The sequence below is a fragment of the Streptomyces sp. NPDC003456 genome (genome assembly GCF_042878735.1).
In the GTDB taxonomy this organism is placed as follows: domain Bacteria; phylum Actinomycetota; class Actinomycetes; order Streptomycetales; family Streptomycetaceae; genus Streptomyces.
Map to the genome: position 1 here is coordinate 228,329 of NZ_JBIAOK010000001.1, position 13,961 is coordinate 242,289.

General features: G+C 72.9%; 15 protein-coding genes and 1 pseudogene. 10 read left to right on the forward strand and 6 right to left on the reverse strand.

The genetic code is table 11. The annotated features are described in order from the left end of the window. Nucleotides 1–68 precede the first annotated feature (68 nt). From ACFYWG_RS00680 to serS, 9 genes are all read left to right on the forward strand, one after another. Complete coding sequence (locus ACFYWG_RS00680) at nucleotides 69–1,370, forward strand: aspartate aminotransferase family protein (RefSeq protein WP_383508581.1); 1,302 nt, start codon at nucleotides 69–71, stop codon at nucleotides 1,368–1,370. Continuing rightward, entirely contained in the window at nucleotides 1,367–1,849 is a 483-nt protein-coding gene (locus tag ACFYWG_RS00685) for a type II toxin-antitoxin system RatA family toxin (protein ID WP_389198323.1), read from the forward strand. The genes ACFYWG_RS00680 and ACFYWG_RS00685 overlap by 4 nt, the downstream gene beginning before the upstream one ends. Before the next feature lie 21 nt (nucleotides 1,850–1,870). After that, entirely contained in the window at nucleotides 1,871–2,467 is a 597-nt protein-coding gene (locus tag ACFYWG_RS00690) for a hypothetical protein (RefSeq protein WP_389198325.1), read from the forward strand. After that, nucleotides 2,464–3,027 (forward strand): flavin reductase family protein, encoded by a 564-nt coding sequence (locus tag ACFYWG_RS00695; RefSeq protein WP_383508590.1) that lies wholly within the window; start codon nucleotides 2,464–2,466, stop codon nucleotides 3,025–3,027. The genes ACFYWG_RS00690 and ACFYWG_RS00695 overlap by 4 nt, the downstream gene beginning before the upstream one ends. Next, on the forward strand, nucleotides 3,024–4,016 hold the full coding sequence (locus ACFYWG_RS00700; protein ID WP_376328360.1) for a VlmB-like protein: 993 nt from the start codon (nucleotides 3,024–3,026) through the stop codon (nucleotides 4,014–4,016). Before ACFYWG_RS00695 ends, ACFYWG_RS00700 begins: the two co-directional genes overlap by 4 nt. Continuing rightward, a complete protein-coding gene (locus tag ACFYWG_RS00705) occupies nucleotides 4,013–5,020 on the forward strand; it encodes a beta-ketoacyl-ACP synthase III (protein WP_376328362.1) in 1,008 nt (335 codons plus the stop codon). The genes ACFYWG_RS00700 and ACFYWG_RS00705 overlap by 4 nt, the downstream gene beginning before the upstream one ends. Before the next feature lie 106 nt (nucleotides 5,021–5,126). Then, a complete protein-coding gene (locus ACFYWG_RS00710; RefSeq protein ID WP_376328365.1) occupies nucleotides 5,127–5,357 on the forward strand; it encodes a phosphopantetheine-binding protein in 231 nt (76 codons plus the stop codon). Next, nucleotides 5,357–6,577 (forward strand): beta-ketoacyl-[acyl-carrier-protein] synthase family protein, encoded by a 1,221-nt coding sequence (locus ACFYWG_RS00715; protein WP_376328368.1) that lies wholly within the window; start codon nucleotides 5,357–5,359, stop codon nucleotides 6,575–6,577. The genes ACFYWG_RS00710 and ACFYWG_RS00715 overlap by 1 nt, the downstream gene beginning before the upstream one ends. A gap of 143 nt (nucleotides 6,578–6,720) precedes the next feature. Then, a complete protein-coding gene (gene serS, locus ACFYWG_RS00720) occupies nucleotides 6,721–7,998 on the forward strand; it encodes a serine--tRNA ligase (RefSeq protein ID WP_389198328.1) in 1,278 nt (425 codons plus the stop codon). A gap of 94 nt (nucleotides 7,999–8,092) precedes the next feature. Here the strand turns inward: serS and fabI are convergent, their stop codons facing one another. The 6 genes from fabI to ACFYWG_RS00750 all read right to left on the reverse strand — a co-directional run bounded on the left by fabI (nucleotide 8,093) and on the right by ACFYWG_RS00750 (nucleotide 13,629). Then, nucleotides 8,093–8,857, reverse strand: coding sequence for an enoyl-ACP reductase FabI (fabI, locus tag ACFYWG_RS00725; RefSeq protein ID WP_383511296.1), 765 nt, complete (start codon nucleotides 8,855–8,857; stop codon nucleotides 8,093–8,095). Then, on the reverse strand, nucleotides 8,854–9,180 hold the full coding sequence (fdxA, locus tag ACFYWG_RS00730; protein ID WP_383511294.1) for a ferredoxin: 327 nt from the start codon (nucleotides 9,178–9,180) through the stop codon (nucleotides 8,854–8,856). The genes fabI and fdxA overlap by 4 nt, the downstream gene beginning before the upstream one ends. 2 nt (nucleotides 9,181–9,182) lie before the next feature. Beyond that, nucleotides 9,183–10,616, reverse strand: a complete 1,434-nt coding sequence (locus ACFYWG_RS00735; RefSeq protein WP_389198331.1) for an MFS transporter — start codon at nucleotides 10,614–10,616, stop codon at nucleotides 9,183–9,185. A 258-nt stretch (nucleotides 10,617–10,874) separates the two neighbouring features. Beyond that, nucleotides 10,875–11,975, reverse strand: coding sequence for a fatty acid desaturase family protein (locus ACFYWG_RS00740; protein ID WP_383511290.1), 1,101 nt, complete (start codon nucleotides 11,973–11,975; stop codon nucleotides 10,875–10,877). A gap of 247 nt (nucleotides 11,976–12,222) precedes the next feature. Continuing rightward, nucleotides 12,223–12,387: a hypothetical protein gene (locus ACFYWG_RS00745; protein WP_389198334.1), complete on the reverse strand. Its 165-nt coding sequence runs from the start codon at nucleotides 12,385–12,387 to the stop codon at nucleotides 12,223–12,225. Between the two features lie 246 nt (nucleotides 12,388–12,633). Next, nucleotides 12,634–13,629 carry a DUF2156 domain-containing protein gene (locus tag ACFYWG_RS00750; RefSeq protein WP_383511286.1) on the reverse strand — a complete coding sequence of 332 codons (996 nt, stop codon included), beginning with the start codon at nucleotides 13,627–13,629 and terminating at the stop codon, nucleotides 12,634–12,636. Nucleotides 13,630–13,806: 177 nt separating this feature from the next. Between ACFYWG_RS00750 and ACFYWG_RS00755 the strand changes: the two are divergent. After that, nucleotides 13,807–13,902, forward strand: a pseudogene (locus tag ACFYWG_RS00755). The last annotated feature ends 59 nt before the right edge of the window (nucleotides 13,903–13,961 follow it).

The following is a 13,961-nucleotide window of genomic DNA, read 5'->3' on the forward strand; positions in this document are numbered from 1 at the left end:
CCTGCGGCCGCGGCACATCGTCCCGGTCCCCTCCGCACGCCCCCACGACCCCATGGAGTGAGCCACACGTGAGCGTCATCCAGGAATCCCCGGCGGCTTCGTCCGCCGACGCCGAGGCGGAGATCCTCGGTTTGTACCGCGCGCATCTGAGCAAGGGCCGGGCCACGCTCGCCGAGCTGTTCGGCAGCCACATGGAGGTGGCGTCCCAGGGCGCCTGGCTCACCACCAGCGACGGTGAGCGCTTCCTCAACGCCGGCGGCTACGGCGTGTTCGTGATGGGCGCCCGCCACCCGATCGTGATGGAGGAGGTGGAGCGCCAGCTGCGCACCCACCCCACCGCGACCCGCATCCTGCTGGAGCCCACCGTGGCCCGCGCGGCCGAGGCACTGGTCTCGGTGCTGCCGCCCGGTCTGGACCGGGTGCACTTCGCGCTGTCGGGCGCGGAGGCGGTGGAGACCGGCCTGAAGCTGGCCCGCGCGGGCGGTTTCAAGCGCACGGTGTCCATGCGCGGCGGCTACCACGGCAAGACCCTCGGCGCGCTGTCGGCCACCGCCAAGGACGTCTACCAGCGGCCGTTCCGCCCGCTGGTGCCCGACTTCTTGCACCTGCCCTTCGGCGACGCCGACGCCCTGGAGGTGGAACTGGCCGCCCACCCGGGCGAGGTGTGCGTCATCCTCGAACCGGTCCAGGGCGAGGGCGGTGTGATCATCCCGCCCAAGGGCTACCTCAAGCGGGTCGAGGCGCTGGTGCGCGAGTACGACGGCTTCCTCATCCTCGACGAGGTGCAGTCCGGCTTCGGCCGGCTCGGCGAGTGGTGGGGCGCCGACATCGAGGGCATCGTCCCGGACGTGCTGCTCGCCGGCAAGGCGCTCGGCGGCGGGGTGATGCCGGTCTCGGCGGCCGTCGCCACCCGCAAGGCCTTCCGCCCCTTCGACAAGGACCCCTACGTCCACACCGCCACCTTCTCCGGCCAGCCGGTGCTGATGGCCGCGGTCCAGGGCGCCATCCGGGCGGTGAAGGAGGAGCGCCTGGTCACCAGGGCGCTGGATCTCGGTGCCCGGCTGCTGCCGGCGATCACCGAGATCGCGCACCGCAACATCCCCGACCTCGTGGTGGACGTGCGCGGCCGGGGCCTGCTGATCGGCGTCGAGCTCGTGGAGGCCGGGCTGGCCGGCGAGCTGCTGATCGAGCTGTTCAACCACGGCGTGGTCGCCAACCATTCGATGAACGGCAGCTCGGTGGTGCGCTTCACCCCGCCCGCCGTGCTCGGCGACACCGACGTGGACTTCCTCCTCAACTCCTTCGACCTGGCCACCCGCGACCTCGTACGGGGCGCGGCCAAGATGCCGGAAGGCGGTAACCGATCGTGAGGCACGTCGAACTCGATGCCCTGATACCCGCGGAGCAGGCCGAGAGGGTCCTGCACGCCGTGCGGCGCTGGGAGCGGTACCCGGACCTGGCGCCCCACGTCAACGCGACCACGGTGCACGCCGCCTATCCCGACCCGGCCGCCTCCTCCAGCTGGGAGCTGCACTTCCGCAGCGGCCTGCTGCGCTGGACCGAGGACGACACCGTGCTGCCGGAGCAGGGCCAGATCCGCTTCGAGCAGTCCGAGGGGGACTTCGACTCCTTCTGCGGGACCTGGTCGCTCACCCAGGACGGCGACGACGTCGCGGTCCGCTTCGAGGCCGACTTCGACTTCGGCATCCCCAGTCTGGAGGGCATCCTCGACCCGATCGCCGAGCGGGTCATCAAGGAGACCGTGGCCTGGGCGCTGACGGGGCTGTTCCCCGCCGTGCGCATCAGCGGCGGCATCGAACTCACCCAGCCCGCCGCGGTCGGCGCCTAGCGCATCAGGGAGCTGCTGACCATGGACCAGGCAAACCCGTTCGAGACACCGCGCACGTACTCGCTGCACCGCGCCGAGTACCTGGTGGGCTTCGCCGTCACCACCGGCCTGATGATCGCCCACTTCGACGAGATCCGCTGGCTGCCGGCGATCGCCCTCTTCCTGTACATCGACCTGATCGGCTACATCCCGGGCGCGCTGGCGTTCCGGCGCAGCGGCGGGCGGCCGATCCACAAGGCGTACTACGTCCTGTACAACGTGATGCACAGCCTCATCACCCAGGCGGCGGTGGCGGCGCTGTGGTGCTGGCTGGTGAAGCCGGAGTGGGCGCTGCTGGTGCTGCCCTTCCACCTCTTCGGCGACCGCGGGCTGTTCGGCAACTTCATGAAGTCCTTCGCGCTGCCCTTCGAGCCGGTCCGCCAGCCCGGCTACCTGCGCCTGCTGGACGATCTGGGCCTGGCCCACCCCAAGCCGGTCGGGCATGTGACGGACCCGGTGCCGGTCGGGCACGTCCGCAAGCCGGTGCCGGGGGCGCAGGCCGCCGCGGCGCAGCAGGCCCCGGCGCAGGCCGCCGCGGCCGCAGATCCGGCGGCCAGGCAGGCGGAGGCGCTGCGATGAGCACCGCGACCGCGGCCGCGGCCGCAGCGCGCACGCGCCGGCCCGTCCGCCAGGACCCGGCCGAACGGCGCCGGGCGCTCTACCACCTGGCGTCGCCGGTGTCGGTGCTGACCACGGGTGGGGGCGGCCGGATGCACGGCACCACCGCGAGCACGGTCACCCTGGTCTCGCGCGAGCCGCTGCTGGTGGGCGTCGTGCTGCGGGCCGGGTCGTCCTTCGCGCGGCGGGCCGCCGCCGAGGGCCGGTTCGCGATCAACGTGCTGGGCGGCGACCAGGCGCAGGTGGCGCGCCGGTTCGCCGACAGCGGGCGCCCCGACGGCGTCGCCCAGTTCGCGGGTCTGGCCTGGACGGCGGACCCCTACGCGCAGGCCCCGCTCATCGCGGGTGCGCTCGCCCACTACACCTGCCGCTTCCACTCCGCCCACGCCGCGGGCGACAGCGAGCTGCTGCTCGGGCACGTCGTGCGCGCCCGGGCGGACGAAGGGCTCCCCCTGCTGAGTTATGCCGGCCGCCTGCACGCCGGCACCCTGCGCCCGGCTAAGGAGGCCGCCGCGTCATGACGCAGTCCAAGGTATTCGTGGCCCCCGAGGCCGACTGGGACAAGGCGCCCGGTCTGCTGGACGGGGCGAAGGAACTCACCCTCGGTCCCCAGGAGTGCGACCTCGCCTACTGGATCACCTCGGTGGCCCAGGGCACGCTGCGCGAGCGCGGCGTGAGCGGCCATCACCAGGACGCGATCGTCCCGGACTTCCTGAAGGAGCCGGGCCCGCTGCGCGAGGCGCTGGTGCTGGAGTTCGGTCTGCGCGGGCTGTCGGAGGAGCTGGCCACCCGGCTGCTGGGCCACTACGTGTCCATCGCGCCGGGCATCCCGGAGATGGAGTTCTACGCCACCCAGCTGCTGGACGAGGCACGGCACGCCCGGGTGTTCCGCAACCACCTGGTGGAGCTGGGCGTCCCGGCCGACACGCTTTTGAAGAGCATCGAGGAGATGGCCCGCGACTACCGCGCCCGGGTGCTGGACCCGGTGGTCGACTTCACCCTGGACATCGTCCGCGACCAGGGCGACTTCGCCGGCGGTGTCGCGGTGTTCGCCATCGTCATCGAGGGTGTGCTGGCGCCGGCCGCCGAGCTGAGCGAACGCAAGTGGACTCCCCTGTCCCCGGCCACCGGCGAGATCTCCCGCGGCACCGCGATCGACGAGATCCGCCATCTGACGGTGGCCAGCACCATCCTGCGCGACCACGTGGCCGCGCACCCCGAGTACCGTCCGCGGCTGCTGGAGATCCTGCGGGCCGGGGTGCGGCTGTGGGACGAGATCCCCGACCGGGAGTTCGTCATCCACCGCGAGGAGCTGTTCCAGGAGGGCATGCTGCGCCACGCCGACCGGATCGGCGACTACGAGATCTGGCCCGGGGTGCGGATGCTCGACACCACTGCCGAGCAGCGCTACGACATGGCCGAGCGGTGGACCGAGGAGATGGCCGAGGCCCGGATGGCGTACATGGGCCTGCCCCTGGAGGTCCTCAGCAGTGCGGGGCCGGGCGCGTGAGCACCGAACGCGCCGCCGTGGTGTGCGGGATCGGGTCCTACGTCCCGCCCGATGTGGTCACCAACGAGGATCTGGCCCGGCGCCTGGACACCTCGGACGAGTGGATCCGCTCGCGCACCGGGATCGCCCGGCGCTGCGTGGTCGCCCCGGGCACGGCGACCAGCGACCTGGCGGTCGAGGCGGGCCTGCGGGCGCTGAAGTCGGCCGGGGACGAGCGGGCGGGGGCGCTGGTGCTGGCCACCACCACCCCCGACCAGCCGTGCCCGGCCACCGCGCCGCAGGTCGCGGCGCGGCTCGGGCTGGGCGAGGTGCCCGCCTTCGACGTGGCCGCCGTGTGCTCCGGCTTCCTGTACGGCCTGGCCAGCGCGGCGGGCCTGATCGCCGCCGGGGTGACCGACCGGGTGCTGCTGATCGCCGCGGACGCGTTCACGACGATCGTCAACCCCGAGGACCGCACCACGGCGGTGATCTTCGCGGACGGTGCGGGCGCGGTGCTGCTGCGGGCCGGCTCTACCGAGGAGCCGGGCGCGGTGGGCCCGCTCGTGCTGGGCAGCGACGGCGGTCTGAGCCATCTGATCGAGGTGCCGGCCGGAGGGTCGCGGCAGCGGTCGTCGGGGCGGGAGCCCGCACCGCAGGACCGCTTCTTCCGGATGGTGGGCCGCGACACCTACCGGCACGCGGTGGAGCGGATGACCGCCACCTCCACCGAGGCGGCCGAACGGGCGGGCTGGCGGCTGTGCGAGGTCGACCGGTTCGCCGCGCACCAGGCCAACGCCCGCATCCTGGAGGCGGTCTCGCAGCGGCTCGGCATCCCCGCCGAGCGGCGGTTGAGCAACATCGCAACGGTGGGCAACACCGGCGCCGCCTCCCTGCCGCTGCTGCTGGCCGAGAGCGCGGCGCAGGGACGGCTCACCGCCGGGCAGCGGCTGCTGCTGACCGCGTTCGGCGGCGGGCTGTCCTGGGGTGCGACCACGCTGGTCTGGCCCGAGCTGCAGACCGTCTGACGTCCCGTCACGAGCGGGGCCGGGGCCGGCCCCTTTCCCAAGCGCTCTCCGACACAGCGGAGAACGGGCGCTCGCGCCTTCGAGAGAACCGTCGAAAGGAACCGACATGCTGGAGCAGCTCAAGGAAATCCTGTCCAACAAGCTCAAGGTGTCGCCCGAGGCCATCACCCCGCAGGCCACCCGGGAGGACATCGAGCTGGACTCGCTGGCCGTGGTGGAGCTGTCGCTGCTGCTGAAGTCCGAGCTGGATCTGGACGTCAGCGACGACGACCTGCTGGAGGCGGAAACCGTGGCCGACATGGTCCGGCTGATGGAGGAGCGGAGTGCGAAGGTCTGATGGCCGCCATGGACATCGCCGTCACCGGGCTGGGCCTGGTCACCCCGGGCGGTATCGGGGTCGGGCCGAGCTGGGCGGCGGTCTGCGACGGCAGGCCGGCCGCCGCCCTGGATCCGCTGCTGAGCGATAACCCCGTCCGTATCTCCTGCCGGGTGCCCGGTTTCGACCCCGAGCGGCTGCTGAGCGCGCGGCGGGCCCACCGCCTGGACAGGTTCGTGCAGTTCGCGTTGGTCGCCGCGCACGAGGCGGTGGCCGATGCGGGCCTGGATCCGCAGACGTGGGACGGGGCGCGGGTGGGTGTGGTGCTGGGCTGCGCGGACGGCGGCCCGGGCACCGTCGAGGAGCAGCACCATGTGCTGCGCGAGCAGGGCGCCGACCGGGTCTCGCCGCTGCTGCTGCCCATGCAGCTGCCGAACATGCTGGCCGGGCAGACGGCCATCGAGTTCGGGGCGACCGGGCCCAACCTGGTGGTGGCCACCGCCTGCGCCTCGGGCGCGACCGCCATCGGCACGGCCCGGGACCTGCTCGCCCTGGGCCGCTGCGACATCGTCCTGGCGGGCGGCAGCGAGGCCATGGTCACTCCCCTGGTCATGGCCGGCTTCGCCCAGATGGGGGCGTTGTCGAAGCGGCACGACGATCCGGCCGGCGCGTCCCGGCCCTTCGACGCCGACCGGGACGGCTTCGTCGCCGGGGAGGGCGCCGGCATCCTCGTCATGGAGCGGGTGGCGGACGCCCGTGCCCGCGGCGCCCACGTGCACGGCCGGATCATCGGCTACGGCGCCACCGCCGACGCCCACCACATGACCTCGCCGCACCCCGACGGCGCGGGCATCGAGGCCGCCGTGCGCGCCGCGCTCGCCGACGCGGGCGCGGACCCGGACGACGTCCAGCACGTCAACGCCCACGGCACGTCGACCCAGCTGAACGACCTGGCCGAGGCCCGCATGATCGGCCGGACGCTGCGCGGGGACCCGCTGGTCACCTCCACGAAGGGAGTCACCGGACACCTGCTCGGCGCGGCCGGGGCGGTCGAGGCCGCCTTCACCGTGCTGAGCGTCGAGCACGAAGTCGTGCCCCCCACCGCCAACCTCGTCATGCCCGACTCCAGGATCGACATCAAACTCGCCCAGACCGCCACCTACATGCCCATCGACCTCGCCCTGAGCAACTCGCTGGGCTTCGGCGGCCAGAACACGGCCCTGGCCATCGCCCCGGCCTGAACGGCCCCCGGGCACCCACCGGCAGCCGCCCGCGGAGCACCTCCGCCGGGCGGCTGTCGGCCGTGCGCACCCGGCCCGCGCGGCGCCCCCTTGCCCCAGTTGCGCGCGCCACCCCACCCCCGCCCCACGTGGAGGAGTCCACCGTGCACGATCCCCAAGAACTGCTGAAGGACGCACCGCAGGCCGTGGCGAGGCTGGCCCGCCGCCGCCACGACCTCGATCCGGCCGCGCTGGCCGACGCCCTGCGCGAGCGCAACGACGCGCAGGCGGAGGTGACCCGGCTGCGCACCGAGCTGAACCGCACGGCCAAAGCCCGCCGCTGCGGCCCGCCCAGTGAGCAGGACAAGGCCGCCGCCCGGGCGCTGCGCGGCCAGGTGCAGCAGGCCGAGGCCGTCGCCCGCACGGCGGCTGCGCACCTGGCCGATCTGCTGCTGTCGATCCCCAACATCCCCCTGGACGCGGTCCCCGACGGCGACTCGGAGAAGGAGGCCGTGGAGATACGGCGCGGCGGTCGCGCTGCGCCTGCCGCGGACGGCGCCCGCCACCACGCCGACATCGGGCAGTCGCTGGCCATCCTCGACGGCCCGGCCGCGGCCCGGCTGTCCGGTGCCCGCTTCGCCGTCGCCCGCGGGGCCGGGGCACGGCTGGAGCGGGCCCTGCGCGACTTCCTGCTGGACCTGCACACCCGCGAGCACGGCTACACCGAGCAGTCGGTGCCGTTCCTGGTCGACCGCGACACCATGACCGGCACCGGGCAGCTGCCCAAGTTCGAGGACGACCTGTTTCGCACCCGGGTCGGGGAGCGGGAGCTGTTCTTGATCCCGACCGCCGAGGTCCCGCTGACCAACCTGGTGGCCGGCCGGCAGCTTCACTCCCGTTCGCTGCCGCTGGCCTTCACCGCCAGCACGCCGTGCTTCAGGGCGGAGGCCGGGGCGTACGGGCGGGACACCCGCGGCATCCTGCGCCTGCACCAGTTCGAGAAGGTGGAGCTGGTGCGCGTGTGCGCGCCCGAGGACGCCCGGGCGCAGCTGGAACTGATGGTGGACCACGCCGAGGAGTGCCTCAGGCGCCTGGAGCTGGCGTACCGCGTGGTGCTGCTGCCGGCCGGCGACCTGGGGTTCTCGGCGCGGATGACCTACGACATCGAGGTGTGGCTGCCGGGCAGCGGCTCCTACCGGGAGATCTCCTCGGTCTCCGACTGCGGCACCTTCCAGGCGCGTCGGGCGGACATCCGCCTCAAGCGGCCCGACGGGAGCAGGACGCCGGCCGTCACGCTGAACGGCTCGGCGCTGCCGATCGGGCGCACGGTGGCCGCGCTGCTGGAGCAGGGCGTGCGCCCGGACGGGTCGGTGGTGCTGCCCGAGGCCCTCGTCCCGTACGCCGGCTTCCGCCGGATCCTGCCGGGCGGGCAGACCGCGTAGCGGGGGCGGGCGCTGCGAAGAATCGGGGGCGGGAGCCGGGTCGTGGACCCGGCTCCCGCCCCCTGTTTTTCGCTGCTTGTGCGGCCCCGCGGCCTCAGGCGCCCGTCAGGTGCACCCCTCCGTCGACGTGCACGATCTCTCCGGTGGTGCGCGGGAAGAAGTCCGACAGCAGGGCGACGACGCCGCGGGCGGCGGGGTCCGGGTCGGTGGGGTCCCAGCCGGCCGGGGCCCGGTGCTCCCACAGGGCGGCGAGGTCGGCGAAGCCGGGGATGGACTTGGCCGCCATGGAGCGCAGCGGTCCGGCCGCGACGAGGTTGCAGCGGATGCCGCGGCCGCCCAGGTCCCGGGCGAGGTAGCGGCTGGTGGACTCCAGGGCGGCCTTGGCCACGCCCATCCAGTCGTAGCGCGGCCAGGCGACCGTGGCGTCGAAGGTCAGTCCGACCACCGAGCCGCCGCGCCGCTCCATCAGCGGCAGGCAGGCCGTGGTCAGCGACTTCAGGGAGTACGCCGACACGTGCACGGCGCTGGAGACGTCGCTCCAGTCGCCGTTAAGGAAGGAGAAGGCGCCCTGCGGTCCGTGGGCGATGGAGTGCACCAGCCCGTCCAGGGTGTCGGTGTGCTCGCGGATCCGGTCGGCCAGGCCGTCGAGTTGCCGCTGGTCGGTGACGTCGAGTTCGAGCACGGGGGCCGGTTTCGGCAGCCGTGCGGCGACCCGCTCGATCAGGGACAGGCGCCCGAAGCCGGTGAGGACGACCTCGGCGCCCTCCTCCTGGGCGATGCGGGCGGTGTGGAAGGCGATGGAGGCGTCGGTGACCACGCCGCTCACCAGGATCCGCTTGCCGGCCAGGAGTGCGCTCATGTGCGGGTCACCGCCTCGGGCAGGGCCCGCACCAGCGGGGAGTCGTGGCCGAGGGCGCCCAGTGCGGCGGCGCCGCCGGGAGAGCCCACGGCGGCGAAGAAGTCGGCGTTGGAGGCGGCGTGGTCGCCCCACTGGGCGGGCACGTCGTCCTCGAAGCAGATCGCCTCCACGGGGCAGACCGGTTCGCAGGCGCCGCAGTCGACGCACTCGTCGGGGTGGATGTACAGGGCCCGGCGGCCCTCGTAGATGCAGTCCACGGGGCACTCGTCGACGCAGGAGCGGTCCTTGACGTCGACGCAGGGCAGGGCGATGACGTAGGCCATCGTCAGCTCCTCTTCGTCGCGGGGGTGGTCGGGGGGTGGGGGACGCGGTCGACCGGTGCCCCGGTGGTGCGCTCGCCCAGCAGCAGCACGGTGGCCGCCAGGGCGGCCATCGCCGCGGCGATGACCCCGAACAGGGCACCGGGGCCGTGCGCGTCCAAAACCGGCAGCAGGGCGAAGGGCAGTGCGGCGGCGCTGAGTTTGGACAGGGAGTAGGCGGCGCCGGAGGCGGTGGCGCGGATCGCGGTCGGGTACTGCTCGGAGAGGTACACGTGCGAGACGCTGGAGAAGACGTTGCTGCACAGGGTGTAGACGAAGCCGAACGTCACGATGAGCGCGGCGGATGCGGCATAGGCGAAGCCGAGGCCGGCCAGCATCATCGCCGCCGCGGAGGCCGCGACCAGCGTCCGGCGCTCGAACCGGTCCACGATCGGCAGGGCCAGCGCGGAGCCGACCGGGTAGCCGACGAAGGACAGCGCGGTGAAGCCGATGCCCGCGACGATGCCGTAGCCCTTGGCCGCGATGATCTGGGGTGCCAGGGTGCCGAAGCCGTAGTAGCCGACCACGGACAGCACGCAGAAGATCCACAGCACCAGGGTGCGGCGCCGCATGCCGCGGCCGAACACCTCGCGCACGCGGTAGCGCGCCGGAGCCGCTTCCACCGGTGCGGCGGTGTCCGCGGTGTCCGCGGTGTCCGGGCGGGCCGTTGCGGGACGGTCGGGGTAGGCCTGCTTCTCCATCTCGGCCACCAGCACTTCGGCCTCCTCGGTGCGGCCCTGGGCGGCCAGCCACCGCGGTGACTCGATCAGCCGGCGGCGCAGCACCCACACCACCGCCGAGCCCAATGATCCGATCACGAACAGCCAGCGCCAGCCGTCGATGCCCAGCGGGGACAGGGGCACCAGCCACAGCGCGGCGAAGCCGACGGCGGGAACCCCGCAGAAGGCGATGGTGTAGGCCCAGGCGATGTAGCGGCCGCGGCGCTTGGCGGGCAGCACGTCGGCCAGGTAGCAGTCGGAGAGCACCTGTTCGGCGCCGATGCCGATGCCGGCCATGAAGCGGGTGACGATCAGCCAGGTGGCATTCGGTGAGAAGGCCCCCAGCAGGGAGAAGCCCGAGTAGAGGGCGAGGTTGATCAAAAAGGCCCGGCGCCTGCCGAACCGGTCGGCGATCCGGCCCAGCAGCAGCGAGCCGATGAACTGGCCGATGAACACCGACGCCAGGACGAGTTTCAGCTCGGTCGCCCCGAAGGCGAAGTCGCTCTGGAGCACTTTGGCGATGGTGCCCGAGAGGTTGTTCTCGAACGTGTCGAAGAGCAGGCCGATGCCGATGACCATGGTGAGTCTTCGGTGCATCGGGGTGATCGGCATGCGGTCCAGGCGGACGCCGATCGCGGCGGGAGCGGTGACACCGCTCGCCACCGTGGTGGTCTGGGACATGGGGAGGCTCTCCTTGGACTGCTGGTTCTCAGCCGGACTCCGGTTGTGTGGGCGACCGCCCGGGCCGGCGGCGGGCCCGGGCGCGGCCCCGGGGGGCCGGGGCTGCGGACGCGTGAGGGGGCGGGCGGGGCCGTGCGGGAGCGGGCGTGGGGGCCCCCGGGCCGGCGGCCGAGGGGGGCGGGCCGGGAGCGGGGCGTGGGGGGGCCGGGAGGGGGCGTGGGGGCCCGGGCCGGCGGCCGAGGGGGGGGGTGGGCCGGGTCAGGCCGCCTGGGCGGCCCGGCGCCTGATCTCCTCGTCCACGGTCCCGGCCCGCACCGGCTCGCTGACCTCGTGCAGGTAGGAGGCGACCTCCCGGTAGGAGGCCCAGAAGCCGACCTCGTGGTAGGGCACCCCGCGCTCGGCGCAGTAGGCGCGGGTCAGTTCCCTGGCGCGCGGCAGGTGCTTTTGCGGCATGGCCGGGAACAGGTGGTGCTCGACCTGGTAGTTGAGGCCGCCGTAGAGGAAGTCGACCACCGGGTTGGGGCGGATGTTGCGGGAGGTGAGGACCTGGCGCTCCAGCCAGTCCAGGGTCTCCTCCTCGCCGTCGCGCACGTCCATGCCCTTGTGGTTGGGGGCGAAGATCATGCCGAAGTAGACGCCCAGGGCGGCGTGCTGCACGAGGATGAACGCCACCGCGAGCAGCGGCGAGAGCACCGTGAAGACCAGGGCGCAGTAGACCGCGGCGCGCAGCACGATCAGGAACGACTCCAGCACGGGCCGCTTGGTCTTGCCCTGCGCGATGGACGCCACGGCCGTGCGCAGCATCTTGAAGCCCTCCAGGACGAGCAGCACGAAGAACAGCACGCTCTGGTGGCGCACGACGAACTTCTGCGTGCCGCGCCGGCTGGGGTACTGCTTGACGTCGAAGATGACGGTGCGCCGGCCGATGTCCGGGTCCTTGTCCAGGTGGTTGGGGTTGCTGTGGTGGCGGTTGTGGTGGTTGACCCACCAGCCGTAGCTGACCCCGTTGACGAGGTTGGCGTGGAGGTAGCCGACGGCGGAGGCGGCCTTCTTGCTGCGGAACATGGCCTTGTGCCCGGCGTCGTGCCACATGAACGCCGACTGGCCGCCGCACAGGCCCATCCACAGGGCCGTCAGCAGCTGCCACCAGGAGTCGCCCAGGGCGAAGAACGCGGCGAATCCGATCAGCAGCAGGGTGGTGTTGATCGCGAGACGGCCCACGTAGTAGCGCGGGTCGAGGTCGAGGAGACCTTCCGCCTTGACGCGCTTGAGGAGCTCGGCGAACGTCGCCGAGGCGCCGGTGCGCGACGTGGCCGCGAAGGCGGCCGCCTGGGTCTGTGGTGTGTGCGGACGCTGCATGCGTTGCTCTCCTTGGGAGAAGTGCCCTTCTTCGGGCGGCGGCGCCGCTGCCCCGCGGACCTGCGGGCGCCGCGAGTCGACAGTGCTCCCGCGGGCGGGTCCAGAACGCGGGCGTGCCCGCCCGGCGGTCCGGGACCGCCGGGGCACAGTGCGGTACTCCGCCGGGGGGCCGCCGGGCGAACACGTGTCCAGCGTGCTGCGCCGCGCTGATGTGCCACTGATACCCGCCTGATCGGCCGGCGGCCCTTCAGGCGGCAGACCCGGCGCGCAGCCGTTCGTCGAGCGCCAGGACGGCGGCGTCGGCGTCGCGGGCCACGTCCTGGTCGTCGGGCGCGCCGATGACGGCCATCAGCCGCTCGATGACGGTGTGCTGCAGGACGTCGGTGGCGGTGTCGGATGTGTGGTCGCTCATCGCTGTTCTCTCCTGTTCAACAAGACCGGTGACGGGTGGTGCGTGGGGGCGGTGCGGTGCGTGCGGGGGCGGGGCGGGCGGGGGCGGTGCGGTGCGGGCGGGGGCGGTGCGGGCGGTGGCGGGTGGGGGCGGTGGGGGGTGGGGCGCGCGGTGCGGGGGGCGCCCGGCCGCGGGCACGGTGGGTGTGCACTGCCCCACGGCTCGCATGGGCGAGGCGGGGTGCGGGGTGTGCGGGGTGATGGTGTTTCAGAAGGCTTTGCAGGCGCGGAAGACGTGGGCGAAGGACGCCAGCGAGGCCTGCGGGCCGTCGAAGGCGACGTACTCGGGGAGGACCACGTCCGGGGCCCACTTGTGCTTGTACGACAGCTGGGTCTGGGCCGGGTACAGCGCGGCCCCCTCGGCGAACAGGGCGTGCATGAGCCAGGTGAACGCCGGGCTGTGGCCGTCGATCTCGTGGCCGGCGTCCAGGCCGGTGAAGGGGGTGAAGCCGAAGTGCAGCCACTGGACGCCCTCGGAGCGGAACACCTCGATGGCATGCGCGTTGATGGCCTCCATCAGCCCCGGGGAGCCGTCCGGGACGCGCCGGCTCAGATCGTGCATCCAGCCGGCCCGGCTGCCGTAGACCGGCGAGTAGGAGATGTACGCCACCGGGTCGCCGTCGATGGTGCCGGTGAACAGCCGGCGGTGGGCCTGGGCGGGTCCGCCGATCTGGCCGACCAGGAACTCCAGTTGCTGCGCGCCTCCCTTGGAGCCCAGCCAGGCCCGGTCGATGGCGGCGATCGCGTCCTGGCAGTGGTCGGCGGACACCTCCTTGACGACCAGGCCGTTGCGGCGGGCCCGGGAGATCTTGTTGCGCAGTTGCATGAAGCGGGTGCCGCGCAGGGTGAAGTCCGCCAGGGCGACGGCCCAGGAGGCGCCGACCTGGTTGACGGTGAAGCCGTTTGCGGCGTAGTGCTCGGCGTCGGCGCGCTGGAGCTGGATGCCGACCAGGGTGCGGCCCTCGCCGCGAACGTGCCGGCGGAAGGCCTCGAGGAGGGGGCCGTAGGCGTCGGGGGCGGCGAAGGGGCCGCCGAACTGGACGGCGAACCGGCCCGTGCGGCGGTAGACGACGACGCCGTCGGCCCCGGGCAGGGTGAAGACGTCGTTTCCGCTGTTGAGGGCCAAGAACGCGCTGGGGTTCTCGCTCGACGTATGGGTGCGTATCGCCTCGTGAACCGGGTTCTCCAGGGCGGTCACGGTCATTGTTTTCCCCTTTCGGGAGCGTTTTCCGTCGCCCTGAGTACAGCATCGCGGACCGGTGCGGGAAAAGACCGGACGGGAATTCTTGCGATCGAGTCAGAAAGACGTCAGCGCTTTGTCAGCCCTGTCTGCCAATGTTGTTCTCGTGAACGGCACGGGAGACGTCCGAGCCGGGAACGAGGAGAGGTGCCCGGAGCGGCTCATCGGGGACCGGGAAGCAATTCCCACGGTCGGGCCCGGCAAAGGCCCACGCAGGTTCGAATCCTGCCCTCTCCGCGCACAACACCGGCCACGCACCACCGGCCGACACCAGGAGAGGTGCCCGGAGCGGCTCA

Coding starts and splice junctions, on each gene's coding strand:
- ACFYWG_RS00690 (WP_389198325.1), top strand. CDS start 1,871: ATGGACCAGGCAAACCCGTTCGAGACACCGCGCACGTACTCGCTGCAC.
- ACFYWG_RS00695 (WP_383508590.1), top strand. CDS start 2,464: ATGAGCACCGCGACCGCGGCCGCGGCCGCAGCGCGCACGCGCCGGCCC.
- ACFYWG_RS00700 (WP_376328360.1), top strand. CDS start 3,024: ATGACGCAGTCCAAGGTATTCGTGGCCCCCGAGGCCGACTGGGACAAG.
- ACFYWG_RS00710 (WP_376328365.1), top strand. CDS start 5,127: ATGCTGGAGCAGCTCAAGGAAATCCTGTCCAACAAGCTCAAGGTGTCG.
- ACFYWG_RS00715 (WP_376328368.1), top strand. CDS start 5,357: ATGGCCGCCATGGACATCGCCGTCACCGGGCTGGGCCTGGTCACCCCG.
- fabI (WP_383511296.1), bottom strand. CDS start 8,857: ATGAGCGCACTCCTGGCCGGCAAGCGGATCCTGGTGAGCGGCGTGGTC.
- fdxA (WP_383511294.1), bottom strand. CDS start 9,180: ATGGCCTACGTCATCGCCCTGCCCTGCGTCGACGTCAAGGACCGCTCC.
- ACFYWG_RS00735 (WP_389198331.1), bottom strand. CDS start 10,616: ATGTCCCAGACCACCACGGTGGCGAGCGGTGTCACCGCTCCCGCCGCG.
- ACFYWG_RS00740 (WP_383511290.1), bottom strand. CDS start 11,975: ATGCAGCGTCCGCACACACCACAGACCCAGGCGGCCGCCTTCGCGGCC.
- ACFYWG_RS00745 (WP_389198334.1), bottom strand. CDS start 12,387: ATGAGCGACCACACATCCGACACCGCCACCGACGTCCTGCAGCACACC.
- ACFYWG_RS00750 (WP_383511286.1), bottom strand. CDS start 13,629: ATGACCGTGACCGCCCTGGAGAACCCGGTTCACGAGGCGATACGCACC.